This is a genomic window from Nocardia sp. NPDC058497 (assembly GCF_042720195.1).
Classification (GTDB): Bacteria; Actinomycetota; Actinomycetes; order Mycobacteriales; family Mycobacteriaceae; genus Nocardia.
Genome location: NZ_JBHXMY010000816.1, coordinates 1 through 2,058 on the forward strand (window position 1 = coordinate 1; position 2,058 = coordinate 2,058).

Genomic DNA, 2,058 nt, shown 5'->3' on the forward strand with positions numbered 1-2,058 from the left:
GGTGAACGTCGTCGAGCTCAATCTCGCACTGCACGAACGCATCCCGTTCCAGGGCTGAACACAGCGATCGGGGCCGGATCCACCAGGGTCCGGCCCCGACGCGCTACTCCTCCTCGTCGGTGATCAGCGCCCAGCCCTCGGGCAGACCCGTCACCGTCACCGCGGACCCGCAGACCTCGATATCGACGGTGACCTCGCCGAGCCGGAACTCCGACATCCGCACGCACCCCCAGGACGGCGGCACCTGCGGCCGCAGCGTCAGGGTCCGAGCGGGCACATCGGGGTCGAGCCCGAGGAACGAGCGAACCAGCAGCAGTGGCGCCGCGCTCGCCCACGCCTGCGGCGAGCACGAGGTGGGATAGGGCACCGGCGCAGCGAAGCGGGTACGCGGGAAACCGCAGAACAACTCGGGCAGCCTGCCGTCGAACGCCGCTGCGGCGTCGAGCAATCCGGCCGACAGCTTGGTCGCCAGTTCCACCGCGCCCGGCACGTGCTGGTACCGCATGAGCCCGGCGACCGCGATCGCCGTGTCGTGCGGCCACACCGACCCGCTGTGGTAGCTCATCGGGTTGTAGGCGCCCATGTTCGACGACAGCGTGCGCAGGCCGAAGCCGGAATCCATCTCCGCCTTGGCCAGGTTCTTGATCAGCAGCTCGGCGTGCTCGTCGGTGGCGATGCCCGACCAGAGACAGTGCGCCGCATTGCTGGTCAACGCGTCGACCTGCCGCTTGCTTCCGTCCAGTGCCACGGCGTACCAGCCGCACTGGGGTAGCCAGAACTGCTCCGCGAACTTGGTCCGCAAATCGGCGGCGCGTTCGCGCATCCGGGCGGCCAGCGCGGGATCGTCGAACGCGTCGGCCAGTTCCGCCCTGGACAGGTACGCCGCGTACACATACCCCTGCACCTCGCACAGCGCGATCGGTGCCTGCGCGATATGTCCCGCGGCGTCGTTGATCCCGTCGAAACTGTCCTTCCAGCCCTGGTTGATCAGACCGCGATCGGTGGCGCGCACGTATTCGACGAAGCCGTCGTCGTCGCGGTCACCGAAGTCGGTGATCCAGCCGATCGCCGCGTCCGCCGCGGGCAGCAAGGTCGCGATGGAGGCCGGTTCGGCGCCCCAGCGCAGGCATTCGGCGAGCAGCATCACGAACAGCGGTGTGGCGTCGACGGTTCCGTAGTAGATCTGGCCGCCCAGCACCTGCCCGACCGCGGGACCGCGCCGCATCTCGTGCATGATCCGGCCCGGTTCCTCCTCCACCAGCGGATCGACCGTCTGGCCCTGCAATTCGGCCAGCTGCTGCAGCGTGCCGAGCGCGAGATCGGTCTCCAGCGGCAGCGACATCCACGCCGTGAGCAGGGAGTCCCGGCCGAACAGTGTCATGAACCAGGGCGCGCCCGCCGCGACGAACGGCCTTCCGGTGCCCGAGTCGGGCTGGATCTGCAAGGCGCCCAGGTCGCTTTCGCTGCGGCGCAGTATCTGGTTGAGCAGCCCCGAATCGGCGGCGATGTCGGTGGCGGTGGCCCGCCACGCCTGGATCTTGCGCACCGGCTCACTGGCCCGGTACCGCTCGCCCGGGGTGCCCTGGGTCTGCGGGCGTTGCGCGGCGCCCGCGGGCTGGGCGGTGATCTCGGTCTGCCAGCGTCCGCCCGCGGGGACGACGACGCGCCAGATCATGGTGCCGTTCAACACCATCGGCTCGACGGTCGAGGTGAGCGCGAGCCCGCGTGACAGGTCGGCCCTGTCGTGCAGCAGCAGCTCGCCATCGGCGGTCGTCATCTCCGCCCGGTGGCCGTTCATCCGGCCTTCCTTCACCGAGAACAAGTCGACGAAATCGGCGTCGACGTGCAGCTCGATCACCACCGCGGTGGCCTCGCGGCTCATGTTCTCCAGCGTGATGAGTTCGTGCATGCCCTCGGCGACGAGGCGATCGCGCACGACGAGCAACGTGCTGTCGGCCCTGCCCTGCTGCGGCGGGGGGGGGGGGGGGGAAGAGAGGGGGGGCGTGAGCGGGGGGGGAGGGGGGGGGTCGGCGCCCCCCCGCGCCGCACGCCGCCCGG

At 70.3% G+C, this 2,058-nt stretch carries 1 protein-coding gene; it reads right to left on the reverse strand.

Features of this window, described 5'->3' with window-relative positions; genetic code table 11:
* Positions 1-103 precede the first annotated feature (103 nt).
* On the reverse strand, positions 104-2,058 hold a 1,955-nt coding region (locus ACFWPJ_RS31310), incomplete at its 5' end, for a glycogen debranching N-terminal domain-containing protein (protein ID WP_378856898.1).